Here is a 26,981-nt window from a genome sequence, read left to right as displayed (position 1 = left end):
ATGTTCAGGCGCGGAAGTGACTCGGCGCCACCCCGCTCCAGCGCATGAAGGCGTGGCGAAAGCTTGCGGTCTCGCTGAAGCCGAGTAGTTCGGCGATGCGGTAGATGGGCAACTGATCTTCGGCCAACAGTTGCTTGGCGCGCTCGAAACGCAGTTCATCGAGCAGCTGTTGATAACTGCTGCCCAGCTCCTGCAGGTGCCGGCGCAAGGTGCGCGACGAGCAGTTCATTTGCCGCGCCAGGCCCTCGAGGCCGGGCGCCGCATCGAGTTGTTCGAGCAGCAGCTGGCGGATCCGCCCGAGCCAGGCCTGGCGGCCGGTGAACTCCAGGTTAAGCCGCCGGCAGCGCTCGCTCATGGCCTGGTGAGTGATCTGGTCGGCCAGCGGCAGGGGCTGCTCCAGCCATGTGCGGGCGAAGGCGAAGGCATTGTCGGTGGCCTCGAATCGCAATGGGCAGGCAAAGCTGTCGCCGTACAGTGCATGGTAATCCGGCATTGGGTGGGCGAAGCGTGCAGCCGTCAGCGGCAATGGCTGGCCAAGCAGGTCGTCGCAGATGACTTTCAGCGAGGTCAGACAGAACTCTGCGTTGAATGCAGCCAATTGTGGGTCTTCGCGATAATCGCTGGCGCTGAACCAGACCCGCTCGCCATCCTCGACCAGACGCAGCTGAAAAAGTGTTCCCAGTAGCGCCGGGTACTGCATCGCCAGGCGCAAAGCGTCACCTAAGGTGGCACTGGAGAGCAGGGCGTAACCGAGCATGCCGTAGCAGGAAACATGCATGCGCCGGCCCAGCTCCAGGCCTACTTCGCGGCGTCGGGCCACCGCATTGGCACACACCAGCATCTCTTGGCGGGTGGTGATGCGCGAGTCGGCGCGGCCCAGGTCTGCCGGGCTGATGCCGCTGCCGGCCAACAGCGCTTCAGCGCCGGGACCCTGGCCTTGAAAGGCTTGCAGAACCAGCGACACAGCGTTGAGGGTGGTGAGGTGTGAATGGAGCATGCTCGGCTTCTTTCGACAGGTTGGCCGAGCAAATCGAGCAATTTGTATGCCTTGAGCCGCTTACAGCAATTCCCCGCAAAGGTCCTGCTCCACCAGGTGCCTTACCTCGCCAACCGGCAAGCCGCTGCCCAGCAGCAACTGCAACTTGCCAAACAACGCTTCGCGGGTCATGCCGCCACCCGACAGCACGCCGGCCTGACGCAAGCGGCTGCCGGCCTCATAGACATCCAGTTCGACCCCGCCTTCATGGCACTGGGTGATGGCGACCACGACCACACCGCTTGCCTGAGCCTCGGCCAGGGCGGCGAGAAAGTCGGGGTTGTCGGAAGGGCCGGTGCCACTGCCAAAGCATTCCAGGATCAAGCCCTGGGCACCGCTGGCGAGCGCGGCCTGCACCATTGGCGCGCCGATCCCCGGCACCAGAGGCAGCACGGCGACATTGGCGACTTGCTTGGGCTGGCGATAATCGAGCGCTGCAGGCCCGGGCATCGTTGCGCCAGCGCCGGCAAAGCGCTTGAGGGTAACGAACGGATGCCGGCCAAAGCTGCGGACCTTGGCGGTACGGTGCGGGGCTAGCAACTCTCCGTGAAAATACAGCTGCACACCCGGCGCGACGCCGGTGGCCAGGGCCTGCAATGCGCCGGTGAGGTTCTCCCAGGCATCGCTGTCGGCGACCCCGGCCGGCAGCATCGAGCCGGTGAACAGCACTGGGGCCTGCAAGCCCAGCAGCTGGAAGCTCATGGCGGCGGCGCTGTAGGCCAGGGTATCGGTGCCGTGCAGCACCAGCACGGCATCGCAACCTTGGCTGTCGACGGCGTCGATGATCGCCGCACGCAGGCGCTGCCAGTACTGCGGGGTCATGTTGGCGCTGTCGATCAGCGGCAGCAGTTCACGGAACTGCCAGGTGGGAATGCCGGCCTGGCCGGCCAGTTGCGCGCGCATCCGCTGTTCGAAGCCGGACGCCGGAGCCAGGCCGTTGGCGCTGGCTTGCATGCCGATGGTGCCGCCGGTGTACAGCACCATGATGTTGCGGGCCGGTTGCGCAATTGCCATTCGCCTGTCTCCGTGGTCGGCTTGGGTTAAGCCGACCACAGTACGCGAACACCGGGCTGGCTGTCAGCGCTTGGTGTCTTCGACCTTGGCAGGCCAGGCGTTGGTATCCAGGTCGAGGTCGGCGAACTTGGCCGAATCGAACACCGGCGTTTTTATCCCGGCTGCGCGCTGGTCGTCGTAATCGCGCAGTACGCGCATGGCCACCTTGAACAGCAGGGCCAGGGCGATCAGGTTGACGAAGGCCAGGCAGGTCATGGTGATGTCGGCGAACGCGAACACCGTGCCCAGGTTCTGCACCGCGCCCCAGAAGATCAGCAGCAACACCAGGGCGCGGTAGCCGATCAGGGCTTTGCGGTTGTCACCGACCAGAAAGCGCAGGTTGCTCTCGCCCAGGTAGTAGTTGTAGAGGATCGAGGTGAACACAAACAGCGCCAGGGCGACGCTGATGAAGATCCGCCCCCAGTCACCGACCACCGCCGCCAGCGAGTTCTGGGTCAGGGCAATGCCGTCGCCTTCGAAGCCCGGGGTGTAGAAGCCCGACAGCAGGATCAGCAAGGCGGTGCAGGTGCAGATAATGAAGGTGTCGAGGAACACCGAGAACGCCTGGACCACGCCCTGGGCAATCGGGTGGTCGACTTCGGCCACGGCGGCGACGTTGGGTGCGCTGCCAAGGCCGGCTTCGTTGGCGAACACGCCACGTTTGACGCCCATGATGATGGCGCTGCCAACCAGGCCACCGAAGGCCTGATCGACGCCGAAGGCGCTCTTGACGATGGTCATCAGCATGTCCGGCACCTGGTCGAACTGCAGCACGATCACGTACAGGGTCACGGCAATGTAGGCCAGGGTCTTGACCGGTACCAGCAAGTCGGCAACGGCGGCGATGCGCTTGATGCCGCCGATGAACACCAGGCCCAGCAGCACCGCCAGGGCGATGCCGGTGTAGGTGGTGTCGAACTGGAAGGCGTTGTTCAGCGAGTGGGTCACGGCGTGGGCTTGCAGGCCGTTGAAGGCGAAGCCGAAGGTCACCAGCAGCAGGAAGGCCATGACCATGCCCAGCCAGCGTTTGCCCAGGCCGTGCTCGATGTAATACGACGGGCCGCCGCGGTACTGGCCTTCGCTGTCGCAACGCTTGTACAGCTGGCCGAGGGTGCATTCGATGAAGCTGCTGGACATGCCGACCAGCGCGGTCACCCACATCCAGAACACCGCACCGGGGCCGCCAAGGGTCACGGCGATACCGACCCCGGCAATGTTACCGGCACCGACCCGGCCGGCCAGGCTGAGCATCAGCGCCTGGAACGAGCTCAGTTGCTCGCTGCTGCTGCGCAGGCTGTCGCGAAACACCGCGAACATGTGGGTGAAGTACCGCAACTGAACGAAACGCGAGCGGATCGTGAAGTAACTGCCCAGACCGACAATGAGCACGATCAGTACCTTGCCCGAGAGGAAGTCGTTGATGACTTCAAGCATGGAGTGTTCCTCGCTTTTGATGACTTTGCTGCGTGTAGCGCCAGGGGGCTGGCACGCAAGAGGGCGGGCACTATACCGATGCGAGCGCCGCGCGTCTGCCTTGGCGTGGCGGATATGCCATCTGAAAGGGCATAAAAAAAGGGCCCGGGGAATGATCCCTGGGCCCTCAAAAGGTGAGAGGTGTCTAGTCCCTCGACCTGGTGAGCGTGTTACAGCATCGGTTACGCCTTGAGCGGCACCAGACGCGGAGCAATCATGTTTTCCGGACGCAGGATGTCGTTGAGCATCTCTTCGTCCAGCAGGCCTTCCTCGCGGACCAGTTCCAGAACGCCACGGCCGCTTTCCAGGGCGATGGCAGCGATACGGGTGGCGTTTTCGTAGCCGATGTACGGGTTCAGGGCGGTGACCAGGCCGATCGAGTGCTCGACCAGTTCACGGCAGCGCTGTTCGTTGGCGGTGATGCCGACGATGCAGTGCTCGCGCAGCATGTCCATGGCGCGTTGCAGCAGGCGGATCGAGTCGAAGATCTTGTAGGCGATCAGCGGCTCCATGACGTTCAGCTGCAGCTGGCCACCTTCGGCGGCGACGGTCAGGGCCAGGTCGTTACCCATGATGGCGAAGGCCACCTGGTTGACCGCTTCCGGGATTACCGGGTTGACCTTGCCTGGCATGATCGAGCTGCCTGGCTGACGCGCTGGCAGGTTGATTTCGTTGATGCCGGTACGTGGGCCGCTGGACAGCAGGCGCAGGTCGTTGCAGATCTTCGACAGCTTGACTGCGGTACGCTTGAGCATGCCCGAGAACAGGACGAAGGCGCCCATGTCCGAGGTGGCTTCGATCAGGTCGGCAGCCGGGACCAGCGGCTGGCCGCTGATAGTGGCCAGGCGCTGAACGGCCAGGAGCTGGTAGCCAGGGTCGGCGTTGATGCCGGTACCGATGGCGGTACCACCCAGGTTGATTTCAGTCAGCAGCTCTGGCGCCAGCGAACGCAGACGGTTGAGGTCTTCGGTCATGGTGGTGGCGAAGGCGCGGAATTCCTGGCCCAGGGTCATCGGCACGGCGTCCTGCAGCTGGGTACGGCCCATCTTCAGTACGTGGTCGAATTCCTGGCCTTTGGCAGCGAAGGCCTGGATCAGGCTGTCGAGGCTGGCCAGCAGGGCGTCGTGACCCAGCAGCAGACCCAGGCGGATCGCAGTCGGGTAGGCGTCGTTGGTCGACTGCGCCATGTTCACGTCGTTGTTCGGGTGCAGGTACTTGTACTCGCCCTTCTGGTGGCCCATGGCCTCCAGCGCGATGTTGGCGATGACTTCGTTGGCGTTCATGTTGGTAGAAGTACCAGCACCGCCTTGAATCATGTCGACCACGAACTGCTCGTGGTAGTCGCCGCGGATCAGACGGGCGCAAGCCTCGCTGATGGCAGCGTGCTTGGCATCGCTCAGGTGACCCAGCTCGCGGTTGGCGTCAGCAGCAGCCTGTTTGACCATGGCCAGGGCCACAACCAGTTTAGGGTAGTGCGACAGCGGAACGCCGGAGAGGTGGAAGTTGTTGGCAGCACGCAGAGTCTGGATACCGTAGTAGGCATCGGCAGGAACTTCGAGGGTGCCAAGCAGATCTTTTTCGACACGGAACGATGCAGCAGCGGACATGATGGATATCATCTCGATTTTGACCCGGCACATGCCGGAATGGCGCCAATCCTAGGCCCGCGCCGATTTTGCGGCCAATGCTGTTGCACGCTAACCTATGCACAAACGGCATACGGGTTGATGTGACGCCAACTGCCGATCGAGCGTGTTCAATTTTGGTGCATGCCTGGAGAGCCCATGAACCTTGAGAGCAAATGGCTGGAAGATTTCAGTGCCCTGGCCGCCACCCGCAGCTTTTCCCAGGCCGCCGAGCGCCGCTTTGTCACCCAGCCGGCCTTCAGCCGACGCATTCGCAGCCTGGAAGCGGCATTGGGGCTGACCCTGGTCAACCGCTCGCGCACGCCGATCGAGCTGACGGCGGCGGGGCAATTGTTTTTGGTGACGGCGCGTACGGTGGTCGATCAGCTGGGCGAGGTGCTGCGCCATCTCCATCACCTGGAAGGCGGGCAGGGCGAGGTGATCCAGGTGTCGGCGGCACACTCGCTGGCGCTGGGGTTCTTTCCGCGCTGGATCGCGCAGTTGCGCAACGACGGCCTGAACATCGCCACGCGTTTGGTCGCGACCAACGTCGGCGACGCTGTGCATGCCCTGCGCGAAGGCGGTTGTGATCTGATGCTGGCGTTCTACGACCCCGATGCCGCCTTGCAGATGGATGCGGAGATCTTCCCCTCGTTGCACCTGGGCCACACTGAAATGCTGCCCGTGTGCGCCGCCGATGCCGACGGCAAGCCGCTGTTCGACCTGGAAGGCGAGGGCAGTGTGCCATTGCTGGCTTACAGCGCCGGGGCGTTCCTTGGGCGTTCGGTCAATCTACTGCTGCGCCAGCGCAACCTGCGCTTTACCACTGTCTATGAAACGGCGATGGCCGACAGCCTCAAGAGCATGGCCCTCGAAGGCCTGGGCATCGCCTGGGTGCCGAGGCTGTCGGCGCGGGCCGAACTTGAACGCGGTGAGCTGGTGATTTGCGGCGGTAGCCAGTGGCACGTACCGCTGGAAATCCGCCTGTATCGCTGCGCCCTGGTGCGCAAGGCCAACGTGCGCCTGCTGTGGCGCAAGCTGGAGGGTGGGCCGGCGACGCCGGCTTGACCCGAAAGTCAGCCAAAGCCCCGAAAAATAAGGCCGACAGTTGGTCGTCGGAGTGCATTAAGCGCAACGCTTTGCGATATACTGCGCGGCCTTCGGTCGGTTTCACCCGGCCCTAATTCGTATAACAAGCCACGCCGGTTGTCCCCGCGTGGCTTGTTGTTTTTTGACGCGCCTGCGGGCGCCCAAGAGAAGAGGCTCGACGATGAGTGCACTGGTTGGCGTGATCATGGGCTCCAAGTCCGATTGGTCCACCCTTAGCCACACCGCCGATATGCTGGAAAAACTCGGCATTCCCTACGAGGTCAAGGTGGTCTCTGCCCACCGTACCCCGGACCTGCTGTTCCAGTATGCCGAAGAGGCCGAAGGCCGTGGCATCGAGGTGATCATCGCCGGCGCCGGTGGCGCTGCCCACCTGCCAGGCATGTGCGCGGCCAAGACCCACCTGCCGGTGCTGGGCGTACCGGTGCAGTCGTCGATGCTCTCGGGTGTCGATTCGCTGCTGTCGATCGTGCAGATGCCGGCCGGCATTCCGGTTGCCACCCTGGCGATCGGCAAGGCTGGCGCGATCAACGCCGCGCTGCTTTCAGCGAGCATCCTCGGCGCCAAGCACCCGCAGTTCCACACTGTGCTCAAACAGTTCCGCGCTGAGCAGACAGACAACGTTCTGGACAATCCAGATCCGCGCCAGGCTTGAGGTCAAAAGCATGAAAATCGGTGTAATCGGTGGCGGCCAGCTGGGCCGCATGTTGGCCCTGGCAGGTACTCCGCTGGGCATGAACTTCGCTTTCCTCGACCCGGCTCCGGACGCCTGCGCGGCGCCCCTGGGCGAGCACCTGCGCGCCGATTACGGTGACCAGGACCACCTGCGGCAGTTGGCCGACGAAGTTGACCTGGTGACCTTCGAGTTCGAAAGCGTCCCGGCAGAAACCGTGGCCTTCCTTTCGCAGTTCGTGCCGGTCTACCCGAGCGCCGAGTCGCTGCGAATCGCCCGCGATCGCTGGTTCGAAAAGAGCATGTTCAAGGACCTGGGCATTCCTACCCCGGCCTTCGCCGATATCCAGTCGCAAGCCGACCTGGAGGCCGCCGTTGCCAGCATCGGCTTGCCTGCCGTGCTCAAGACCCGCACCTTGGGTTATGACGGCAAAGGTCAGAAAGTGCTGCGAACTGCCGCAGATGTTGTGGGCACTTTCGCCGAACTGGGCAGCGTGCCGTGCCTGCTCGAAGGCTTTGTGCCGTTCACCGGCGAAGTGTCGCTGATCGCCGTGCGTGCACGCGATGGCGAAACCCGCTTCTACCCGCTGGTGCACAACACCCACGAGAACGGCATCCTGCGTTTGTCGGTGGCCAGCGAAGACCACCTGCTGCAGGGCCTGGCCGAAGACTACGCCGGTCGCGTGCTCAAGCAGCTCGACTACGTCGGTGTGCTGGCCTTTGAGTTCTTCGAAGTCGATGGCGGCCTTAAAGCCAACGAGATCGCCCCACGGGTGCACAATTCCGGGCACTGGACCATCGAAGGCGCCGAGTGCAGCCAGTTCGAGAACCACCTGCGCGCCGTTGCCGGCCTGCCGCTGGGTTCGACCGCCAAGGTCGGCGAAAGCGCCATGCTCAACTTCATCGGCGAAGTGCCGGCAGTCGACCAGGTGATCGCCATCGACGAATGCCACCTGCACCACTACGGCAAGGCCTTCAAGGTCGGTCGCAAGGTTGGCCACGCCACCCTGCGCTGCGACGACCTGACGACCCTGGAGCAAAAAATCCAGCAAGTCGAAGCCCTGATCAAGGGCTGAAGGGAACCTTCCCGCCCCGCTGTCCCTCTGATGGCAGGATGCCAAAGCGCTGACTAGGCTTTGGCATGCGCCATTCAACTCAGAGGGATTGCCATGGGTATCATCGGAACCATCTTCATCGGCCTGATCGTCGGTCTGCTGGCACGCTTTCTAAAGCCTGGCGACGACAGCATGGGCTGGATCATGACCATTCTGCTGGGCATTGCCGGTTCGCTCGCCGCGACCTACGGCGGCCAGGCGCTGGGCATCTATCAGGCTGGAGAGGGTGCAGGTTTCCTCGGCGCGCTGGTGGGCGCGATTATCCTGTTGGTGATCTACGGGCTGGTCGTCAAAAAGAGCTGACGGCAGGCTAGAATGCTCGGCACCGAATTCCTTCGTTGCCGAGCTTTTTCATGCGCCGTGTATTACTGCTTTCCCTGTTGCTGCTGAGCGGCCTGGCCCGGGCTGAGTTGCCGGAAACCGACTGGCTGGAGCTGATGCCCAAGTCGGACCAGAAAGCCCTCGAGCAGATGCCCGAAATCGACCACAACTCCCCGGAAGCCATGGGCACCTTCAGCGAAAAGGGTGGCCTCAAGCAGAGCAAGGGCTTGCCGGCGGTGATGTATTCGACCAAGACCGTGGCCGCCATGAATGGCAAGCACATCCGCCTGGGCGGGTATCCGGTGCCGCTGGAAACCGACGCCAAGGGCAACAGCACGTTGTTCTTCCTGGTGCCTTACCCGGGCGCCTGCATCCACGTGCCGCCGCCACCACCGAACCAGCTGGTGCTGGTGCGCTATCCCAAGGGCTTGAAGCTCGACGATATCTACACGCCGCTGTGGGTCAACGGTACGTTGAAGGTGGAGACGGTCAGCAATGACCTGGCGGATGCGGCCTATGCAATGGATGCAGCCAAGGTGCGGGTGGTGGAAGACGCCGATCTTTGAATGATCGCGGGGCAAGTCGAGGCGTCGCACCGCCGCTCCACCGGATACTGTGGGAGCGGGCTTGCCCCGCGATAGTGATCTAGAGCTGTTCGCTATCGATTTTCAGACTCAGCGAATGGGTTGCCCCAGGCGCCAGTGTCACTACATCGTCCCACACGTTCGCGGTCTCGATGCAGAGCATGCGCTGCCAGCCATCGTCGGCCATGTCCGGCAACTCAGCGGCACGCTCGGTCCAGGGGTTCCAGATCACTGCCGTACTCGAACCCTGGGCCGTTATCACCACGCGACGGTTCCAGGCCGGGTCGACGATGCTCAGTTGCTCGGGCGCCTGCAGATAAATGCGGTCGGTTTCACCGGCAAAGCCCAGCGCGCCTTGCTGTTGGCGCTGCTCCCAATCGGCCAGGGTTTCGATGTAAGCCAGACTATCAACACCTTCTACTTTCACCTCGCGCACATCGCTGACCGCGAAGTAACTGTGCAGCGCCTGGCTGATGGTGACCGGGACATTGTCGAGGTTGTAGCTGGAGAGGGTGATGCTCAGTTGTTCGGCCATGACGATGGTGAGCGTCAGTTCCACATTGTGTGGCCAGCCGGGGAGATTGCCCTGGGTGTCGGGCAGGGTGAATTCAATCCGGACACTGTCGCCGCTGCTGTCGATGCCCAGTAACTGCCAGTCGCGACCACGCACCAGGCCGTGGGCCGGTGCTTCTTCAGCGCCATACATGGCTTGTACCGCAGAGGGATTACGCTTGAGGTTGCCAAACCAGGGCCAGCACACCGGAACCCCGGCGCGCACGGATTTGCCCTGTTTGAAAATGGCCTGTTCGCTGAGCCACAACAAAGGCGGCTCGCCGAGGCGCTGATAACTCAGCACCTGCGCGCCCTGCTGGGCGACCAGCAATTCAGCCGTGTCGCTGGTGATGCGCCAGCAATTGAGCTCGCCGTGCTTTTCGGATTCGACCTTGGGTGTGGACATGCGCTTTATCTCGTAGGTTTGCCGTACGGCCTTGGACCGCTTGCATACCTTCGAGTTTACCGCGCAGCGGTCTCAGCGACGAGGAGGAACCGAGCGGGTGCGCCCGCTGCCGTCGATGGCGACGAACACGAATACCGCTTCGGTCACCTTGCGCCACTCGCTGGACAGCGGGTCGTCGCTCCACACCTCGACCATCATCTGGATCGAGCTGCGGCCGATTTCCAGGGTCTGGGTATAGAAGGACAATTGCGCGCCGACTGCCACCGGCACCAGGAATGCCATGCGATCGATGGCCACGGTAGCTACCCGGCCACCGGCAACGCGACTGGCCATGGCGGTACCGGCCAGGTCCATCTGGGCGACCAGCCAGCCGCCGAAGATATCGCCGAAACCGTTGGTTTCACGGGGCAATGCGGTGATCTGCAAGGCCAGGTCGCCTTGCGGGATAGGATCTTCTTGTTCGAGTTCAATCATGCCGGGGGTGCCTCTGACCCATGACGCTTCGTTGGTTGGCGCTATGACAGACGCCTCGAAAAACGATTCAGCACAACTATTCTACGCTGCTTTCGCTTTGCCAGGCGGCGAAGGGAAACTCTGCGAAACCGACTAAGCATACCTAGCGGCGTTTTCGCACAACATCCTTCAGAAGGCGCAACCCTTTCCTACAAGCGGCCAGTATATAGAGCCGAAAGCGCAGCGACGACCATGCAGTCATGAATACTTGTATTGAATTTGTACTGCTATGTGCTTTTTCTGCCAATTTGCTATCTTTCCAGGCTGCCCAGGCCCAAACCCGCGTGCCAGGCGGCCTGCACCCCCAATAAGAAATGCCAAACAAGAGAGACCTATGACCTCCGTGCCCGGCAGTATCGCGCAGCCTTCGAGGCCGCTGACCCGCAGTGACTACAAAACCTTGTCGCTTTCCGCCCTGGGCGGTGCGCTGGAGTTCTACGATTTCATCATCTTCGTGTTCTTCGCCACGGTGGTCGGCAAGCTGTTCTTTCCCGCCGAAATGCCTGAATGGCTGCGTTTGATGCAAACGTTTGGCATCTTTGCCGCCGGCTACCTGGCGCGGCCGCTGGGCGGCATCGTCATGGCCCACTTCGGCGACCTGCTGGGGCGCAAGAAGATGTTCACTCTGAGCATTTTCATGATGGCGGTGCCGACCCTGATCATGGGCTTGCTGCCGACCTATGCGCAGATCGGCCTGTGGGCTCCGATCCTGTTGCTGGTGATGCGGGTGATCCAGGGCGCGGCGATTGGCGGTGAAGTGCCGGGCGCCTGGGTGTTCGTCTCCGAGCACGTGCCGGCGCGCAACACCGGGTACGCTTGCGGCACGCTGACGGCGGGGCTGACTGCCGGGATTCTGCTCGGTTCGCTGGTGGCGACGCTGATCAACACGGTTTACAGCCAGCAGGAAGTGGCCGATTACGCCTGGCGTATTCCGTTTCTGCTCGGCGGCGTGTTTGGCTTGTTCGCGGTCTATCTGCGCCGCTGGCTGCACGAAACCCCGGTGTTTGCCGAGATGCAGGCGCGCAAGGCGCTGGCCGAAGAAGTGCCGCTGCGCGCAGTATTGCGCGACCACCGTGGCGCCATCGTGCTGTCGATGCTGCTGACCTGGCTGCTGTCGGCCGGCATTGTCGTGGTGATCCTGATGACCCCGGCGCTGCTGCAGAGCCTTTATCAGGTCAGTCCGACCGATTCGCTGAAGGCCAACAGCCTGGCCATCGTCCTGCTCAGCCTCGGTTGCATCGGCACCGGCGCGCTGGCCGACCGTTTTGGCGCCGGGCGGGTGTTCATTGTTGGCAGCCTGGCGCTGCTGGTGACCTCCTGGACCTTTTATCACACGCTGCCTACCCACCCCGAGTGGCTGTTCCCGTTGTATGCCTTGACCGGCTTGTGTGTCGGCATCGTCGGCGCCGTGCCGTATGTCATGGTTAAAGCCTTCCCGCCGGTAGTTCGGTTCAGTGGCCTGTCGTTTTCCTACAACCTGGCCTACGCGATCTTCGGCGGTCTGACGCCGATGGCTGTCACCGCGATGCTCAAGTTCAGCCCGATGGCGCCGGCCTATTACGTTGCTGGTATCTGCACCATTGGTCTGCTGGTGGGTATTTATCTGACCGCGAAAAAGCGCTAAAACCGCTCTAAATCAAACCTCGCAACATTTTGAAAAGGCCATCACCGCTCGCCGGTGATGGCCTTTCATCTAATTGTCACATTCGATTCATAGAGTAGTCATACGGCCTGCAGATACTTGGGCCCGATCCATCTCACCCCAATTCCTGCTAGGAGCAAGGCATGAAACTGAAGCGTTTGATGGCGGCCCTGACTTTCGTCGCCGCTGGCGTTGCCACCGCCAATGCGGTTGCCGCTGTTGACCCTGCTATTCCGACCTACACCAAGACCACCGGTGTGTCGGGCAACCTCTCCAGCGTCGGTTCCGATACCCTGGCCAACCTCATGACCCTGTGGGCCGAGGCCTACAAAAAGGAATATCCGAACGTCAACATCCAGATTCAGGCTGCCGGCTCCTCCACCGCGCCACCCGCGCTGACTGAAGGCACCGCCAACCTCGGCCCGATGAGCCGCAAGATGAAGGACGTCGAGCTGCAGGCCTTCGAACAGAAGTACGGCTACAAGCCAACCGCCATCCCGGTTGCCGTCGACGCCCTGGCCGTATTCGTACACAAGGACAACCCGATCAAAGGCCTGACCATGGCCCAGGTCGATGCAATCTTCTCTTCGACCCGCCTGTGCGGCGCCAAGGCCGACGTGAAAACCTGGGGTGACCTGGGCGTGACCGGCGACCTGGCCAACAAGCCAGTGCAGCTGTTCGGCCGTAACTCGGTGTCCGGCACCTACGGCTACTTCAAGGAAGAAGCCCTGTGCAAAGGCGACTTCAAGCCTAACGTCAACGAACAACCTGGCTCGGCTTCGGTCGTGCAGTCGATCAGCAGCTCGCTGAACGGCATCGGTTACTCGGGCATCGGCTACAAGACCGCCAGCGTCAAGACTGTAGCCCTGGCCAAGAAAGAAGGCGGTGCCTTCGTTGAAGACAACGAAGCCAACGCCCTGAACGGCACCTACCCGCTGTCGCGCTTCCTCTACGTCTATGTCAACAAGGCGCCGAACAAGCCTCTGGCCCCGCTGGAAGCCGAGTTCGTCAAGCTGGTGCTGTCGCAAGCCGGCCAGCAAGTGGTGGTGAAGGATGGTTACATCCCGCTGCCAGCCAAAGTGGTTGATAAAGCCCTGGCTGACCTGGGCCTGAATCACAACGGCAACGTTGCGAAGAAGTAACTGAAGGACCGGCGGGGGCGGGTTTTGTCCCGGTCTCGCCACTCATTGCGAGTCCGCTGCCAGGGGTATCTGCGCGGCGGGCTTTTTTGCGTCACTGCATTGTCATGTTTTTGTCATACGGGACCGCTAGGGTGTGCGCATGAATGATCTGGCCAACTCCACCATGACCCAAAATTCTCCCCCCGTGCGGATTGACTTCAATACGCCCGAACTGCAACGCAAGCGGCGCATGCGTGCGCTCAAGGATCGCCTGACCCGCTGGTATGTACTGGTGGGCGGGCTTGCCGTGCTGGCAGCCATTACCCTGATCTTCTTCTACCTGGCCTATGTGGTCGTACCGCTGTTCCAGGGCGCTACCCTGACCAGCAAGAAGGCTCTGGAGCCTACCTGGCTGCAGCAGGACGCCGGCAAGCCGCTGATGATCGCCCTGGAAGAGCAGAACCTGGTCGGCATGCGGGTTTCCGACAAGGGCCAGGCGCTGTTCTTCGACACCAAGAGCGGTGCTGAGCTCAAGCGCGTCGAACTGCCGGTGCCGGCTGGCACCCAGGTGACCTCGATCGGTGCCGATCAGCCGGGTAACCCGCTGGTGGTGCTGGGCCTGTCCAATGGCCAGGCGCTGGTGTTCAGCCACAGCTACAAGATCACCTACCCGGACAACAAGAAAACCATCACTCCGGCCATCGACTACCCCTATGGCCAGGAGCCCTTCGCCCTGGATGACCAGGGCCGGGCGCTGGAGCATGTCAGCCTCAACGTCAATGGCGAGACCCTGGTGGTGGCCGGTTCCACCGGTGCGCACCTGCAGGTGGTGTCGCTGAGCCGCGAAGAGAACATGATGACCGGCGAAGTCACCAGCGAGCAGAGCCGTATCGAGCTGCCGCAGATGACCGAAGCGGTCAAAGCCATTTTCATCGACCCGCGCCAGCAGTGGTTGTATGTGATCAACGGTCGTGCCCAGGCTGACGTTTTCAGCCTGCGCGACAAGAGCCTCAACGGCCGCTACAAGCTGCTTGACGACGGCAATGCCGAAGTCACCGCCAGCACTCAGCTGGTGGGTGGTATCTCGCTGATCATCGGTGACTCCAAGGGCGGCCTGGCCCAGTGGTTCATGGCTCGCGACCCGGATGGCGAGCAGCGCTTCAAGCGCATTCGCGAGTTTCAGATGGGCAAGGCGCCGGTGGTGCAGATCGATGCCGAAGAGCGCCGCAAGGGCTTCGTTGCCCTCGACGCTGACGGCAAGCTCGGCGTGTTCCACAGCACCGCGCACCGTACCCTGCTGGTCGAGCCGGCCGCTGAAGGCGCGGGCATTCTGGCGCTGTCGCCACGGGCCAACCGCATCATCATCGAAGAAGGCGGCAAGCTGCTGCCGCTGACCCTGAAGAACCCGCACCCGGAAGTGTCCTGGAGCGCTCTGTGGAGCAAGGTCTGGTACGAGAACTACGACGAGCCCAAGTATGTCTGGCAGTCGACCGCCTCGAACACCGACTTCGAACCCAAGCTGAGCCTGTCGCCGCTGACCTTCGGTACCTTGAAGGCCGCGTTCTACGCGATGATCCTCGCTGCGCCGCTGGCCATTGCCGCCGCCATCTACACCGCCTACTTCATGGCCCCGGGCATGCGCCGCAAGGTCAAGCCGGTGATCGAACTGATGGAGGCGATGCCGACGGTGATTCTCGGCTTCTTCGCCGGCCTGTTCCTGGCGCCGTTCCTTGAAGGCCACCTGCCGGGTGTGTTCAGCCTGTTCCTGTTGATGCCGCTGGGCATCCTGGTCGCCGGCTTCGCCTGGAGCCGCCTGCCCGAGTCGCTGCGCCTGCGGGTTCCGGATGGCTGGGAAGCGGCGATCCTGATCCCGGTGATCCTCTTCACCGGCTGGTTCGCCCTGTACATGAGCCCGTTCATCGAGACCTGGTTCTTCGACGGCGACATGCGCCTGTGGATTACCAACGACCTGGGTATCACCTACGACCAGCGCAACGCCCTGGTGGTCGGTATCGCCATGGGTTTTGCGGTGATCCCGAACATCTACTCGATCGCCGAAGACGCCGTGTTCAGCGTGCCGCGCAGCCTGACCCTGGGTTCGCTGGCACTCGGTGCCACGCCATGGCAGACCCTGACCCGCGTGGTCATCCTGACCGCAAGCCCGGGGATCTTCTCGGCGCTGATGATCGGCATGGGCCGCGCGGTGGGTGAAACCATGATCGTGCTGATGGCCACCGGCAACACCCCGGTCATGGAAATGAACCTGTTCGAAGGTATGCGCACCCTGGCGGCCAACGTTGCGGTGGAGATGCCCGAGTCGGAAGTCGGTGGCAGTCACTACCGCGTGCTGTTCCTCGCCGCGCTGGTGCTGCTGATGTTCACCTTCGTGATGAACACCTTGGCCGAGCTGATTCGCCAGCGTCTGCGCAAGAAATACTCGTCGCTTTGATAGAAAGGTAGCGATCCGTGAAAAAGGATTCCCTCAAAAGCTGGTTCAAGAGCGGCGCCCCCGGCGTCTGGATGAGCGGTGGCGCGGTCGCCATCGCGGTGATCATGACCATCGGTCTGCTCGCCGTGATCGCCGTGCGCGGCCTGGGCCATTTCTGGCCGGCCGACCTGCTGCAAGCCAGCTACAACGTGCCTGGCCAGGCCAACCACATCGTCGTTGGCGAAGTGGTGCAGAAGGAAGAGGTACCCCGTGCCCGTTTGAAAGGTGCCGGCCTGCCGGTGCCTGATGAAGGCCCGGAGTTCATGACCCGCGAGCTGATCAAGGTCGGTAACCGCGACCTCAACGGTAGCGACTTCACCTGGGTGGTCGGCGAATGGCTGACCGACCAGCACAAGCCGGTCGACCTGATCGCCCTGGAGCGCCGCGAGTGGGGCAACTTCTATGGCTACCTGGTCAGCGTCAAGGAAAACGGCAAGGTCGTCGCCGAAGGCCAGGCGGCCTGGAGCGAGCTGCAAGATCGCCTCAAGCGTGCCGACAAGCTGGCCGGCGAGCTGCAGAAGCTCGAGAAGAAGGACATCGGTGCGATCAACTACGGTCTTGAGCGTCTGCGCCTGCAGACCCGCAAGCTGGAGCTGGACGGCAAGCTGGACGCCGCTGCCCAGGCCGATATCGAAGCCGAGCGCGCCGAGCTGAACAACCGCTACAAGGCCATCGAAGAGCGTCTGGGCGGCCTGCACCAGGACTTCGGCCGCGACAGCCTGGTGGCCAAGGACGGTAATGGTCGTGAGGTTGAAATCAACCTGAGCAAGGTGGTGCATGCCTACCAGCCGAACGGCATGGGTATCTTCACCAAGCTGGGCGTGTATTTTGCCAAGGTCTGGGAATTCCTCAGCGACGACCCGCGTGAAGCCAACACCGAAGGCGGGATCTTCCCGGCGATCTTCGGTACCGTGATGATGACCCTGATCATGGCCGTGATCGTCACCCCGTTCGGCGTGCTGGCGGCGGTGTACCTGCGTGAATATGCGCGTCAGGGCCCGGTGACCCGCCTGATCCGTATTGCGGTGAATAACCTCGCCGGTGTTCCGGCGATCGTCTACGGCGTGTTCGGCCTGGGCTTCTTCGTCTATGTGCTGGGTGGCTCGCTCGACCGGCTGTTCTTCCCCGAAGCGCTGCCGGCGCCGACCCTGGGTACGCCGGGGCTGCTCTGGGCTTCGCTGACCCTGGCGCTGTTGGCGGTGCCGGTGGTGATCGTGGCCACTGAAGAAGGTCTGGCGCGGATTCCGCGTACGGTCCGTGAAGGCTCGCTGGCGCTCGGTGCCACCAAGGCCGAGACCCTGTGGAAGATTGTCCTGCCCATGGCCAGCCCGGCGATGATGACCGGCATGATCCTCGCCGTGGCCCGCGCCGCCGGTGAAGTGGCGCCGCTGATGCTGGTAGGTGTGGTGAAGCTGGCGCCGTCGCTGCCGGTGGACGGCAATTACCCGTACCTGCACCTGGACCAGAAGATCATGCACCTGGGCTTCCACATCTATGACGTCGGCTTCCAGAGCCCGAACGTCGAGGCCGCGCGGCCGCTGGTGTACGCCACGGCATTGCTGCTGGTGCTGGTAATCGCCACCCTGAACCTCTCGGCGGTATGGATTCGTAACCACCTGCGCGAGAAGTACAAGGCGCTGGACAGTTGACTGAAAGCTATTAGCCATAAGCGGCAAGCTACACGCCGCTTTTGCTCAAACTTGCAGCTTGCAGCTAGAAGCATGCAGCTACAAACGGAGTGAAATCATGCAACATGAAACCCATTCTCACGGTATCGACATGTCGGCCCTGGGTCGCGACAAACAGAGCCTGCGCCTGGCTGAAGAAACCGTAGCCATCGAAGTGCCGGGCCTGAGCCTGTACTACGGCGACAAGCAAGCGCTGTTCGATGTCAGCATGAACATCCCCAAGCAGCGTGTGACCGCTTTCATCGGCCCGTCCGGCTGCGGTAAATCGACCTTGCTGCGCACCTTCAACCGCATGAACGACCTGGTTGACGGCTGCCGCGTGGACGGCGCGATCAACCTTTACGGCAACAACATCTACCGCAAGGGCGAAGACGTCGCCGAACTGCGCCGCCGGGTTGGCATGGTGTTCCAGAAGCCCAATCCGTTCCCCAAGACCATTTACGAGAACGTGGTCTACGGCCTGCGTATCCAGGGCATCAACAAGAAGCGCGTGCTCGACGAAGCCGTGGAGTGGGCGCTCAAGGGTGCGGCGCTGTGGGAGGAGGTCAAGGACCGCCTGCACGAGTCGGCGCTGGGCCTGTCCGGTGGTCAGCAGCAGCGCCTGGTGATTGCCCGTACCATTGCCGTGGAGCCGGAAGTACTGCTGCTTGATGAGCCGTGCTCGGCACTCGACCCGATCTCTACGCTGAAGGTCGAAGAGCTGATCTACGAGCTCAAGTCCAAGTACACCATCGTCATCGTTACCCATAACATGCAGCAGGCGGCGCGGGTCTCCGACTACACCGCATTCATGTACATGGGCAAGCTGGTGGAGTTCGGTGATACCGACACGCTGTTCACCAACCCGGCGAAGAAGCAGACCGAAGACTACATCACCGGCCGGTATGGCTAGCGGCAGTTGCAAGCTTCAAGCCGCAAGCTGCAAGAAAGTGGCGAGCGTGAAGCCCGGGAACGACACGAACAAACTTGAAGCTTGAAGCTTGCTACTTGAAGCTTTTTCGCGGAGCGAAAGCATGATCGATAAAGACAGCCTTACCCACCATATCTCCCAGCAGTTCAACGCCGAACTCGAAGAGGTTCGCAGCCACCTCCTGGCGATGGGCGGCCTGGTCGAGAAGCAGGTCAACGATGCGGTTACCGCGCTGATCGAGGCCGACTCGGGCCTGGCCCAGCAGGTGCGCGAAGTCGACGAGCAGATCAACCAGATGGAGCGCAACATCGACGAAGAGTGCGTGCGCATTCTGGCCCGACGTCAGCCGGCGGCGTCTGACCTGCGCCTGATCATCAGCATTTCCAAGTCGGTAATTGACCTGGAGCGCATCGGCGACGAGTCGACCAAGATTGCCCGTCGCGCCATCCAGCTGTGCGAAGAAGGCGAATCGCCTCGCGGTTACGTTGAAGTGCGTCACATCGGCGACCAGGTGCGCAACATGGTCCGTGATGCCCTGGATGCCTTTGCCCGTTTCGACGCCGACCTGGCGCTGTCGGTGGCCCAGTACGACAAGACCATCGACCGCGAGTACAAGACCGCGCTGCGCGAGCTGGTCACCTACATGATGGAAGATCCACGCTCGATCTCGCGCGTTCTCAGCGTGATCTGGGCGCTGCGTTCGCTGGAGCGTATCGGCGACCACGCGCGCAACATCTCCGAGCTGGTGATCTACCTGGTGCGCGGTACCGACGTCCGTCACCTGGGCCTCAAGCGTATGCAGGAAGAGGTTCAGCGCAGCGGCGAAAAGGCTAATGTTCCGGGCAAATCTGACGATAACTAAGACTGCCCGAGAATGAACGCCCGGCCTTGGCCGGGCGTTTTCGTTTGCGGGTGAGGCAGCCGCGAACGAAACAACGAGTCCCGGCGTGACCCAATGTTTGGCAAATGGCCATCAGTCAGCGTTATGCTAGTCGGGATTCAATAGGAGTGGCGATGAGTAAAGTCAGTGTGTTGGTTGTGGATGATGCGCCGTTCATTCGCGACCTGGTCAAGAAGTGCCTGCGTAACTACTTCCCCGGTATCGTCATCGAAGATGCGGTCAACGGCCGCAAGGCCCAGACCTTGCTGAGCCGTGAGGCTTTCGACCTGGTCCTGTGCGACTGGGAAATGCCGGAAATGTCCGGCCTTGAGCTGCTGACCTGGTGCCGTCAGCAAGAGTCGATGAAGACCCTGCCGTTCATCATGGTGACCAGCCGTGGCGACAAGGAGAACGTGGTCCAGGCGATTCAGGCCGGGGTCTCGGATTTCGTCGGCAAGCCGTTCACCAACGAGCAACTGCTGACCAAGGTGAAAAAAGCCCTGACCAAGGTCGGCAAGCTCGATACCTTGCTGGCCAGTGCGCCGACCCGCGCGACGTCGGCGTTTGCCAACGACTCGCTGAGCGCCCTGACTGGCGGCCGTGCCGAAACGGTCAAGCCGACAGCCCCGGTGGCCCCGGTAGCCGCGGCCAAACCCCTGGTGAGCGCTCCCAAGCCTGCAGCTGCGGCGCCGGCAGGGCGTGGCCAGGGCCAACTGCGCCTGCCAAGCGGCGTGCAGCCGTGTGTGATCAAGGCCTTGAGCCTCAAGGAAGCGCTGCTGGTGGTGCGTCGTGGCGAAACCCTGCCACAGGTTCTGGAAGGCGCGGTACTCGACCTGGAGCAGGGCGAGAACGCCGAGATCGCCCGCCTCAACGGCTACCTGCATGCGGTTGCCGCGCTGGAGCCGAAACCCGACAGCGACTGGTTGCAACTGACCTTCAAGTTTGTTGACCAGGATGCGCAGAAGCTCGACTACCTGTCGCGCCTGATCGCCCGCGGTTCGGCGCAGAAGCACTTCGTGCCAGGGGCCTGAAGGCCCTGTGGGAGCGGGCCTTGCCCGCGATCGAGCGCGCAGCGGTCGCAATCCAGACAACACCTGATGTATTGACTGGGCTGGCCTCTTCGCGGGGCAAGCCGGCTCCTACAGGAGCCGGCCTTGCCGGCGATCAATGCACCGTTCGTCTCCTGGTACACCCCTGAAACACTCTCGCCATACCCCCGCCAAAATCCGCTGCTAGGCTTCGACAGACCACTCACTGTCAAAAAGCCACTACTCATGCCTGCACGCACGCTGCTGTTCTGCGCCTTGCTCATGGCCTGCGGCCCTGTGCTGGCCATGACCCTTTACAAAAGTACCGACGCCTACGGCGTGGTGTCCTATTCCTATCGACCGATTCCCGGCGGCCGGGCGTTTGTCTTTGGCGACAGGATGGTTGAGCAACTGGAAACCCAGGTGCAGTTGCAGGCCAACCGCTTTGCCGCAGGCGTGCGCTTCAGTGCGCGTAACGACACCTACGCGCCGGTCGAGGTAGAGCTGCGCCTGGAGCGCCTGGGCAATGTCCAGGGTGGGGCGTCGCGTTTGGTGCGGCGAGTGGTGCCGGCGCGCAGCACGGTGGCACTGACGCTGCTCAGTGCCCGCCAGCCCGGCAAGCCGGTGAGCTACAAGAGCAAGTTCGATTTTGCCCTGGGCAACCCGGGCCAGCGTCAACAGGCGTTCCGTTACCCATTGCCCTGGCGCGGCGGGCCCTTTCGCTTGACCCAGGGGCCCAATGGCCGCTACAGCCACTTCGGGCCCAAGGGCCGTTATGCCATGGACATCGCCATGCCTGAAGGCACGCCGATCATCGCCGCACGGGCAGGGGTGGTGATCAAGACCGAAAACAGCCAGAGCGGCCGTGGCAGTCATCCGTCAGGCAACTTTGTGCGCATCCTTCACGAAGACGGCACCATGGGCGTGTACCTGCACCTGATGCGCGGCTCAGTGGTGGTCAGGGAAGGGCAGCGGGTGGTGTACGGCACGCCGCTGGCAAAATCCGGCAATACCGGCAACAGCAGCGGCCCGCACTTGCACTTTGTGGTGCAGCGCAACGTCGGGCTGGCGCTGGAGTCGATACCCTACCAGTTCAACCAGCCCGTCGGCGGGCTGCCGAACTTTACCGCCGGCAACCCCTGAGGCGGCTCAATCGAGCTTGAGCACCTTGGCCAGGACGATCTTCGGCCCCTTCATCTTTTTGATGATGATGCGCAGGCCTTCGACTTCCAGTAGCTCTTCCTCTTCCGGAACCCGCTTGAGGGTCTCATAGACCAGGCCGGCGAGGGTTTCGGCCTCGATGTGGTCCAGATCCACGCCAAGCAGGCGCTCGACCTTGAACAGCGGGGTGTCGCCGCGTACCAGCAGCTTGCCCGGCTGGTAGGCGAGGATGCCGCGCTCGGCCTTACGGTGTTCATCCTGGATGTCGCCAACCAGCACTTCCAGCACGTCCTCCATGGTCAGGTAGCCGATGACCTTGCCGTCGGCTTCCTCAACCAGCGCGAAGTGCGCGCCGCCCTTGCGGAACTGCTCGAGCAGGTGCGCCAGCGGCATGTGCCGCGACACGCGCTCCAGCGGCCGGGTCAGCTCGGCCAGGTTGAAAGACTCAGGGATATGGTCGAGATCGGCCAGCTCCAGCAGCAGGTCCTTGATGTGCAGCAGGCCGATGAATTCGCCGCGCTCGGCATCGAGTACCGGGTAGCGACTGAACTTGTGCCGACGGAACATCGCGAGGATTTCCTTGAGCGGCGCGTTGGCATCGAGGCAGACCATGTCTTCGCGCGAGTTAGCCCAGTCGACCACTTCCAGCTCGCCCATTTCCACCGCCGAGGCCAGTACCCGCATGCCTTGGTCGCTAGGGTCCTGGCCACGGCTGGAGTGCAGGATCAGCTTGAGTTCTTCACGGCTGTAGTGGTGTTCGTGGTGCGGCCCGGGCTCGCCTTGGCCGGCAATACGCAAGATGGCGTTGGCGCTGGCGTTGAGCAGGTAGATGGCCGGGTACATCAGCCAGTAGAACAGGTACAGCGGCACCGCCGTCCACAGCGACAGCAGCTCGGGCTTGCGGATCGCCCAGGACTTGGGCGCCAGCTCACCGACAACGATGTGCAGGTAGGAGATGACGAAGAAGGCGCTGAAGAACGAGATGCCCTTGATGACTTCCGGCGATTCAACGCCGACGGCGGCCAGCAGGGGTTCGAGCAGGTGCGCGAAGGCCGGCTCACCGACCCAGCCCAGGCCCAGCGAGGCCAGGGTGATACCCAGTTGGCAAGCGGACAGGTAGGCGTCCAGCTGGCTGTGTACGGTGCGCAGGATCTGCCCGCGCCAGCCATGCTGCTCGGCAATCGACTCGACCCGGGTCGAGCGCAATTTGACCATGGCGAACTCGGCGGCAACGAAGAAGCCGTTGAGCAGAACCAGCAGCAGAGCAAAAAGAATCATGCCGAAATCGGCGAAAAGTGCAGCGAGGTTGAAACCAGGGGAAGGGTCCATGATGGAGTTTTACGGGGTCCGTCTTTTAAGAAAGGGAGTACAGCAATGCCAGCATGAGCTGGCGCGAGTCAGCCAATGTAGCGGCTGACTGCGCAAATTTAAAGGGCGGCGGCTCAGGATGCCTGGCGCGAGGCTATCTGCACCGGGGCGAAATGGCAGGTAAAGGTGCTGCCATGGCCTGGCACGCTGCTGATTTCCAGGCGCGCGCGATGGCGCAGCAGCACGTGCTTGACGATCGCCAGGCCCAGGCCGGTGCCACCGGTATTGGAGGCACGGCTGGAGTCGACGCGGTAGAAGCGCTCGGTCAGGCGTGGCAGATGCTTGGGGTCGATGCCGATGCCCGAGTCCTGCACGCTCAGGTGTGCGCCTTGCTCGTCGGCCCACCAGCGGATGCGGATCTGGCCTTCGTCCTGGGTGTATTTGACTGCATTGAACACCAGGTTGGAGAAGGCGCTGCGCAGCTCCGCCTCGCTACCCTTGAGGCGAATGCCCGGCTGCGCCTCCAGGCTGATGCGCTGGTTACGCTGCCCGGACAATGCCTGGGCGTCGCCCTTGATCGATTGCAGCAGGGTCTCGACCGCTACTGGCTGGTTGTCCGAGGGGTAGTCGGTGGCTTCCAGCTTGGCCAGCAACAGCAGGTCGTTGAGCAGCGTTTGCATGCGCCCGCCTTGCTGCTGCATCTGCTGCAGGGCACGAACCCAGCGCGGGTTCACCTCTTCGACGTTATCGAGCAGGGTTTCCAGGTAGCCGGCGATCACCGTCAGCGGCGTGCGCAGTTCGTGGGAGACGTTGGCGACGAAATCCTTGCGCATCTGCTCCAGCTGATGGATGCGGGTGACATCGCGTACCAGCATCAGGTGCTCGTTGTTGCCGTAACGGGTGATGTGCAGTTGCACGCGCATGCGGTCGTTGATCGGCGAGGGGATCTCCAGCGGTTCGAGGTAGTTCTCCTGCTCGAAGTACTCCTTGAAGCGTGGATGACGTACCAGGTTGGTTACTGGCTGGCCGCTGTCCTGCGGGGTCTTGAGGCCGAGCAGGGTTTCCGCGGCGCGGTTCCACCACTCCAGGTTGCCATCGCTGTCGAGCATGATCACCGCATCCTTGAGGGCGGCGGTGGACTCCTGCACCCGGTCGATCACCGCCTGCAGACGCCCGCGCACGCGCTGGTCGCGGCGTTGCAGATGGTAGATGCTGTCGAACACCTCGCCCCACAGGCCATAGCCATCGGGCGGTGCTTCATCGGGTTTGTGCAGGCGCAGCCATTCGTGCAGGCGCAGCAGTTGCTTGAGGGTCCAGCCCAGGTAGATCGCCAGGCCCAGGGCCAGGCTCCAGCCATAGTAGCCGCTGATCAGGCCGGCCAGCAGGCAGACGGTGATCAGCAACAGCATGTGGCGAATCAGGGTGCCATGCCAGTTCTGGTTCAATTGGGATCCTTAGCGGATCAGCTGCACGTTGCAAGCTACAAGCTGCAAGGTTGAAGCGGATCTGCGTGTGCTTTTGCTCTTTCTTGCAGCTTGGGGCTTACAGCTTGCAGCTTTCTCAACTTTTAGTTGAGAACCGGTAACCGGTGCCGCGGACGGTTTGTACCAGATTTTCGTAGGCATCGCCCAACGCCTTGCGCAGGCGGCGGATATGCACGTCGACGGTGCGTTCCTCGACATAGACGTTGCCGCCCCAGACCTGGTCGAGCAGCTGGCCACGGGTGTAGGCGCGCTCCTGGTGGGTCATGAAGAATTGCAGCAGGCGGTATTCGGTCGGGCCCATTTCGGCCGGCTTGCCGTCGATGGTCACCCGGTGGCTGATTGGATCGAGCAGCAGGCCGCCAACTTCGATCGGCGCTTCGCCATCGCTCGGGCCGGCGCGGCGCAGCACGGCCTTGAGCCGGGCCACCAGCTCGCGCGGCGAGAAAGGCTTGGTGATGTAGTCGTCGGCGCCGACTTCCAGGCCCTGGATCTTGTTGTCTTCCTCACCCTTGGCGGTGAGCATGATGATCGGGATGTCGCCGGTCAGCTCGTCGCGCTTGAGGCGGCGGGCCAGTTCGATACCGGAGGTGCCCGGGAGCATCCAGTCGAGCAGGATCAGGTCCGGCTTGCGGTCGACGATGATGGCGTGGGCCTGCTGGGAGTTTTCGGCTTCCAGGCAGTCATAGCCGGCCATTTCCAATGCAACGGCGATCATCTCGCGAATTGGCGCTTCGTCGTCAACGATCAGAATGTTTCTGCCAACCATGCTTAAACCTCTTCCATTAAAGGTGTCTTGGCCCGCATTAGATAACGGAATTATTGCAGTCGTGTGACAGCTCGTGGGGCATTGCAGCAACATTCTGTTACTGGGCTAGGCTTAAATTCCCTCTCCCGAGAATTACGGTGAATCCAATGACACGACATACGCTGAACTGGATGGGTCTATTCGCTGCAGTAGCCCTGGCGCTGCCGGGAGTGGCCTCGGCTCATCATGCCATGGAGAAGGACGGCATGTGGGTCGACCATAACAGTATGACCTTGTACACCTTTGACAAGGACGCTGGCGGCAAATCCATGTGTAACGGTGATTGTGCCAAGAACTGGCCGCCGTTGATGGTCAAGGATGGCGAGAAGGCCGAAGGCAAGTGGACACAGATCAAGCGCGATGACGGCAGCATGCAGTGGGCCTATGATGGCAAGCCGCTGTACACCTTCGTCAAGGACCAGAAGGCGGGGGACACTGTGGGCGACGGTATGAAGGACGTCTGGCACGTTGCCAAACCGTAATGGCTTTTTCGCGGGGCAAGCCCGCTCCTACAGGTGCAGGAGCGGGCATGCCCCGCGATGAATCAGAAGCTGTAATCCAGCACGATGCCGACAAACACCAGCAACCCGGCCCAGTGGTTGTGCAAGAAGGCCTTGAAGCACGATTCGCGGTCCAGCTTGCGCGTCGACCAGAACTCCCAGGCAAAGCACAGCAAGGCTGCCACCAGTCCCAGGTGGAACCAGCCGCCCAGCTCGAAGCGGTTGCCGGCCAGTAACAGGCAGCCCAGGGACAATACCTGCAAGGTGAGGATGATCACCCGATCGGCTTCACCGAACAGGATGGCGGTGGATTTGACCCCGATTTTCAGGTCGTCATCGCGGTCGACCATGGCGTAGTACGTGTCGTAGCCCACGGTCCACAGCAGGTTGGCGATGTACAGCAGCCAGGCGATGGCCGGCAGCTCGCCGGTGGCGGCGGTGAAGGCCATGGGGATGCCCCAGGAGTAGGCCGCCCCCAGCACCACCTGCGGGTAGTAGGTGTAGCGCTTCATGAACGGGTAACAGGCCGCCAGCGCCACAGCGCCGAACGACAGCCACACCGTGGTGGCATTGGTGCACAGCACCAGCAAGAAACTCACCCCGACCAATACCGCAAACAGGGTCAGCGCCTCGCGGGCGTTGATCCGTCCGGCGGCCAGCGGGCGGTCGGCAGTGCGTTTGACGTGGCCATCGACCTTGCGGTCGGCGAAATCGTTGATGGCGCAGCCGGCAGCGCGCATCAGCACCACGCCGAGGGTGAATATCAGCACGTTGGCCAGGGTCGGCGCGCCCTTGGCGGCAATCCAGACGGCCGAAAGGGTCGGCCACAGCAGCAGGTAGATGCCAATCGGACGGTCCATCCGGCTCAGCTGGATGAAGTCCCAGGCCCGGGGGTGCAGGCGATTGAACGACTTGAGCAACTGCAGGTACATCAGCGGGTCTCCGATGGGGTGTCGGCGGCAATCCACAGTGTAGGCAAGAACACCTCGGCCACCAGCACGCTCAAGGCGTCGCGATCAAAGCGCGAACGGCGCCCCCACAAGCCTGCATGGCACTGCTCCAGCGGCAGCCAGGCCTGCGGATAGTGGCAGACCTCGATGGGCCGGCGGACAAAGCCCTGTTCGCAGAACAGCAGTTCGCCCAATGAGCGGCTGCCCAGCGCTTCCATGTCCAGGCCGCCACTTTCCAGCGAGCTGCGCGCGGCCACGCTGCGGGCAAACACCCAGGGCTGGCCATGGCCGCGCAAGTACACTTCGCGCACCCAGCCTTCGCTGCCCAACGGCAGGTCAAGGGCCTGGCATTCGTCTTCGCGCAGGCGTTGCCAGCCCTCGCAAAGGGGTGTCACGCAAAAGTGATCGGCGGATAATTGAATCAGGCGGCGGGTCAGGGAGCCCTGGTCGTACAACCAGTCGCGAGTCGTGGGCGATGTGCTGTCTGCCAGGTCAGGGTGCTGCAGCCAGAGTGCAGCGGGCGCTTGCAATGTTTCGTACGGCACGGCGGTATCGAATA

At 62.4% G+C, this 26,981-nt stretch carries 25 protein-coding genes; 14 read left to right on the top strand and 11 right to left on the bottom strand.

Annotated elements, in window-relative coordinates; all coding sequences use genetic code 11:
• Positions 1 to 4: 4 nt before the first annotated feature.
• From LOY54_RS27155 to aspA, 4 genes are all read right to left on the bottom strand, one after another.
• Positions 5 to 997, bottom strand: coding sequence for an AraC family transcriptional regulator (locus LOY54_RS27155; protein ID WP_258608655.1), 993 nt, complete (start codon positions 995 to 997; stop codon positions 5 to 7).
• 60 nt (positions 998 to 1,057) lie between these two features.
• Positions 1,058 to 2,050 carry an asparaginase gene (locus LOY54_RS27150; protein ID WP_258608653.1) on the bottom strand — a complete coding sequence of 331 codons (993 nt, stop codon included), beginning with the start codon at positions 2,048 to 2,050 and terminating at the stop codon, positions 1,058 to 1,060.
• A gap of 63 nt (positions 2,051 to 2,113) precedes the next feature.
• Positions 2,114 to 3,523, bottom strand: a complete 1,410-nt coding sequence (locus LOY54_RS27145; protein ID WP_408980544.1) for an alanine/glycine:cation symporter family protein — start codon at positions 3,521 to 3,523, stop codon at positions 2,114 to 2,116.
• Between the two features lie 221 nt (positions 3,524 to 3,744).
• Positions 3,745 to 5,169 carry an aspartate ammonia-lyase gene (aspA, locus tag LOY54_RS27140; RefSeq protein WP_045199650.1) on the bottom strand — a complete coding sequence of 475 codons (1,425 nt, stop codon included), beginning with the start codon at positions 5,167 to 5,169 and terminating at the stop codon, positions 3,745 to 3,747.
• Positions 5,170 to 5,346: 177 nt separating this feature from the next.
• On the opposite strand from aspA, the gene LOY54_RS27135 reads away from it, so the two are divergent.
• From LOY54_RS27135 to LOY54_RS27115, 5 genes are all read left to right on the top strand, one after another.
• Complete coding sequence (locus LOY54_RS27135; protein WP_045199499.1) at positions 5,347 to 6,255, top strand: LysR substrate-binding domain-containing protein; 909 nt, start codon at positions 5,347 to 5,349, stop codon at positions 6,253 to 6,255.
• 202 nt (positions 6,256 to 6,457) lie between these two features.
• Positions 6,458 to 6,949, top strand: coding sequence for a 5-(carboxyamino)imidazole ribonucleotide mutase (gene purE / locus LOY54_RS27130; protein WP_038615995.1), 492 nt, complete (start codon positions 6,458 to 6,460; stop codon positions 6,947 to 6,949).
• Between the two features lie 10 nt (positions 6,950 to 6,959).
• Positions 6,960 to 8,042, top strand: a complete 1,083-nt coding sequence (locus tag LOY54_RS27125; RefSeq protein ID WP_093377936.1) for a 5-(carboxyamino)imidazole ribonucleotide synthase — start codon at positions 6,960 to 6,962, stop codon at positions 8,040 to 8,042.
• 93 nt (positions 8,043 to 8,135) lie between these two features.
• On the top strand, positions 8,136 to 8,384 hold the full coding sequence (locus tag LOY54_RS27120) for a GlsB/YeaQ/YmgE family stress response membrane protein (RefSeq protein ID WP_045199503.1): 249 nt from the start codon (positions 8,136 to 8,138) through the stop codon (positions 8,382 to 8,384).
• A 50-nt stretch (positions 8,385 to 8,434) separates the two neighbouring features.
• Complete coding sequence (locus LOY54_RS27115; RefSeq protein WP_045199652.1) at positions 8,435 to 8,968, top strand: DUF3299 domain-containing protein; 534 nt, start codon at positions 8,435 to 8,437, stop codon at positions 8,966 to 8,968.
• Positions 8,969 to 9,047: 79 nt separating this feature from the next.
• Here the strand turns inward: LOY54_RS27115 and LOY54_RS27110 are convergent, their stop codons facing one another.
• Together LOY54_RS27110 and LOY54_RS27105 are read right to left on the bottom strand one after the other, a co-directional pair.
• Positions 9,048 to 9,944: a D-hexose-6-phosphate mutarotase gene (locus LOY54_RS27110; protein WP_258608651.1), complete on the bottom strand. Its 897-nt coding sequence runs from the start codon at positions 9,942 to 9,944 to the stop codon at positions 9,048 to 9,050.
• 72 nt (positions 9,945 to 10,016) lie between these two features.
• On the bottom strand, positions 10,017 to 10,418 hold the full coding sequence (locus LOY54_RS27105; RefSeq protein WP_009402429.1) for an acyl-CoA thioesterase: 402 nt from the start codon (positions 10,416 to 10,418) through the stop codon (positions 10,017 to 10,019).
• Positions 10,419 to 10,791: 373 nt separating this feature from the next.
• Between LOY54_RS27105 and LOY54_RS27100 the strand changes: the two genes are divergently transcribed.
• From LOY54_RS27100 to LOY54_RS27065, 8 genes are all read left to right on the top strand, one after another.
• On the top strand, positions 10,792 to 12,081 hold the full coding sequence (locus LOY54_RS27100; RefSeq protein WP_045199508.1) for an MFS transporter: 1,290 nt from the start codon (positions 10,792 to 10,794) through the stop codon (positions 12,079 to 12,081).
• Between the two features lie 161 nt (positions 12,082 to 12,242).
• Positions 12,243 to 13,241: a phosphate ABC transporter substrate-binding protein PstS gene (locus tag LOY54_RS27095; RefSeq protein ID WP_045199510.1), complete on the top strand. Its 999-nt coding sequence runs from the start codon at positions 12,243 to 12,245 to the stop codon at positions 13,239 to 13,241.
• 139 nt (positions 13,242 to 13,380) lie between these two features.
• Positions 13,381 to 15,669, top strand: a complete 2,289-nt coding sequence (locus LOY54_RS27090; protein WP_045199513.1) for an ABC transporter permease subunit — start codon at positions 13,381 to 13,383, stop codon at positions 15,667 to 15,669.
• Between the two features lie 71 nt (positions 15,670 to 15,740).
• Positions 15,741 to 17,357 (top strand): phosphate ABC transporter permease PstA, encoded by a 1,617-nt coding sequence (pstA, locus tag LOY54_RS27085; protein WP_184959542.1) that lies wholly within the window; start codon positions 15,741 to 15,743, stop codon positions 17,355 to 17,357.
• Between the two features lie 97 nt (positions 17,358 to 17,454).
• Positions 17,455 to 18,288 (top strand): phosphate ABC transporter ATP-binding protein PstB, encoded by an 834-nt coding sequence (gene pstB, locus LOY54_RS27080; RefSeq protein WP_045199517.1) that lies wholly within the window; start codon positions 17,455 to 17,457, stop codon positions 18,286 to 18,288.
• A gap of 121 nt (positions 18,289 to 18,409) precedes the next feature.
• Positions 18,410 to 19,168, top strand: coding sequence for a phosphate signaling complex protein PhoU (gene phoU, locus LOY54_RS27075; RefSeq protein WP_038997986.1), 759 nt, complete (start codon positions 18,410 to 18,412; stop codon positions 19,166 to 19,168).
• Positions 19,169 to 19,320: 152 nt separating this feature from the next.
• On the top strand, positions 19,321 to 20,217 hold the full coding sequence (locus LOY54_RS27070; protein ID WP_045199519.1) for a response regulator: 897 nt from the start codon (positions 19,321 to 19,323) through the stop codon (positions 20,215 to 20,217).
• Positions 20,218 to 20,460: 243 nt separating this feature from the next.
• Positions 20,461 to 21,357: a M23 family metallopeptidase gene (locus LOY54_RS27065; protein WP_258608649.1), complete on the top strand. Its 897-nt coding sequence runs from the start codon at positions 20,461 to 20,463 to the stop codon at positions 21,355 to 21,357.
• A 6-nt stretch (positions 21,358 to 21,363) separates the two neighbouring features.
• Here the strand turns inward: LOY54_RS27065 and LOY54_RS27060 are convergent, their stop codons facing one another.
• The 3 genes from LOY54_RS27060 to phoB form a co-directional block, all read right to left on the bottom strand.
• Complete coding sequence (locus LOY54_RS27060; protein WP_045199523.1) at positions 21,364 to 22,704, bottom strand: hemolysin family protein; 1,341 nt, start codon at positions 22,702 to 22,704, stop codon at positions 21,364 to 21,366.
• A 113-nt stretch (positions 22,705 to 22,817) separates the two neighbouring features.
• The gene (gene phoR, locus LOY54_RS27055) at positions 22,818 to 24,128 is read right to left on the bottom strand and encodes a phosphate regulon sensor histidine kinase PhoR (RefSeq protein WP_093377956.1); all 1,311 of its coding nucleotides are present in this window, start codon (positions 24,126 to 24,128) and stop codon (positions 22,818 to 22,820) included.
• 115 nt (positions 24,129 to 24,243) lie between these two features.
• Entirely contained in the window at positions 24,244 to 24,933 is a 690-nt protein-coding gene (gene phoB, locus LOY54_RS27050) for a phosphate regulon transcriptional regulator PhoB (RefSeq protein WP_010225936.1), read from the bottom strand.
• Between the two features lie 146 nt (positions 24,934 to 25,079).
• Between phoB and LOY54_RS27045 the strand changes: the two genes are divergently transcribed.
• On the top strand, positions 25,080 to 25,454 hold the full coding sequence (locus LOY54_RS27045; RefSeq protein ID WP_258608647.1) for a hypothetical protein: 375 nt from the start codon (positions 25,080 to 25,082) through the stop codon (positions 25,452 to 25,454).
• A 62-nt stretch (positions 25,455 to 25,516) separates the two neighbouring features.
• On the opposite strand, the gene ubiA is transcribed toward LOY54_RS27045, so the two are convergent.
• The gene (gene ubiA, locus LOY54_RS27040; RefSeq protein ID WP_123566976.1) at positions 25,517 to 26,404 is read right to left on the bottom strand and encodes a 4-hydroxybenzoate octaprenyltransferase; all 888 of its coding nucleotides are present in this window, start codon (positions 26,402 to 26,404) and stop codon (positions 25,517 to 25,519) included.
• Positions 26,404 to 26,967 (bottom strand): chorismate lyase, encoded by a 564-nt coding sequence (locus tag LOY54_RS27035; protein ID WP_045199531.1) that lies wholly within the window; start codon positions 26,965 to 26,967, stop codon positions 26,404 to 26,406. The genes ubiA and LOY54_RS27035 overlap by 1 nt, the downstream gene beginning before the upstream one ends.
• Positions 26,968 to 26,981: the final 14 nt, after the last annotated feature.

The organism is Pseudomonas sp. B21-032 (assembly GCF_024748965.1).
In the GTDB taxonomy this organism is placed as follows: Bacteria; Pseudomonadota; Gammaproteobacteria; order Pseudomonadales; family Pseudomonadaceae; genus Aquipseudomonas.
The sequence above is the reverse complement of the archived record's forward strand: the minus strand, read 5'-3'. Positions and strand labels throughout refer to the sequence as shown.